1 protein-coding gene is annotated in these 1,021 nt (G+C 69.6%); it reads right to left on the reverse strand.

The features are described 5' to 3' along the window. The coding region (locus VFX97_04195) for an IS481 family transposase (protein HEX5702400.1) at nt 1-929 on the reverse strand (929 nt) is incomplete at its 3' end. Nucleotides 930-1,021: the final 92 nt, after the last annotated feature.

Consider the following 1,021-nt stretch of genomic DNA (forward strand, 5'->3'; position numbering starts at 1 on the left):
GGCCGGTCTCCGAGTGAGCTGTGCGGCCGGCGCCGGTTGTAGTAGCGAAGGAAGGATGACATCGACCTCGCCCTCTCGGCTGAGTTGGGCCAGGCGTGGGCGTAGGCCCACTCCCGCTTCAGCGTCTGGATGAAGCGCTCCACCTTCCCATTCCAACGAGGCGTGTAGGGCGGGGTGAGGATGTGGCGGGCACCGTGGCGAGTCAGCTGCGCCTTGAAGGCATTTGACCTGCGGTAGGCGAAGGCGTTGTCGCTCATCACCGCCTCGGGCGCCTTCATGCCGAGCGTGGTGAAGTGCTCGATCGCCCGGCCCAGCACCGCCGCCGCGGTGTCCCCTCCCTGATTTGGGTGCTGCTCGACGTAGGCGTAGCGGGAGCGATCATCGATCACGCAGTGCAGATAGACGTAACCGACCCCGGCCCGCTTCTCGGCCCCCGTCATGTCGCGGACGCCGGTGACCGCGTGCCCAGGGCGGTTGAAGCGCGCCAGGCGGGCGACGTCAACGTGCAGCAGCGCTCCCGGCTCTGCCCACTCATAGCGGCGGTAGCTCTCCCGCGCACCCCTGCGCCGCTGCGAGAGGCCGTGGCGGTGCAGCACCTTCCAGATCGTCGAGCGAGCTCGGCGGCAGATCCCCGCCAGGCGCCCGGGGCCGAGGTTGGTCTCCCGCCGCGCTCGCAGGATCGACTCCTCCTCGGCGGCGCTCAGCCGCCGCGGCTGGCGGTGGGGTCGCGAGGAGCGGTCCTGCAGCCAACCCCCGCAGCGACGCTCGGCCTCAGAGGCCGAGCGCCAGCGGTGCCACCAGCGATGGGCTGTGGCCGGCGCGACGTTGAGGGCGGCAGCTGCCGCCCTCAACGTCATCCCCGACTCGATCGCTTCTACCAATGCCAGCCGTCCCGCTGGTCCGAGAGCGGCGTTACCGTGAACCTGCATCCGGGTCCTCCTTCGCTTGGGCGTCAGAACCGCAAGCGTCTTGGAGGGCCCGGATGGCTTCTCAGGCGTTCACAACGTGTGTGGGCTGGTCA

This window comes from Pyrinomonadaceae bacterium, from assembly GCA_036277115.1.
In the GTDB taxonomy this organism is placed as follows: domain Bacteria; phylum Acidobacteriota; class Blastocatellia; order Pyrinomonadales; family Pyrinomonadaceae; genus UBA11740.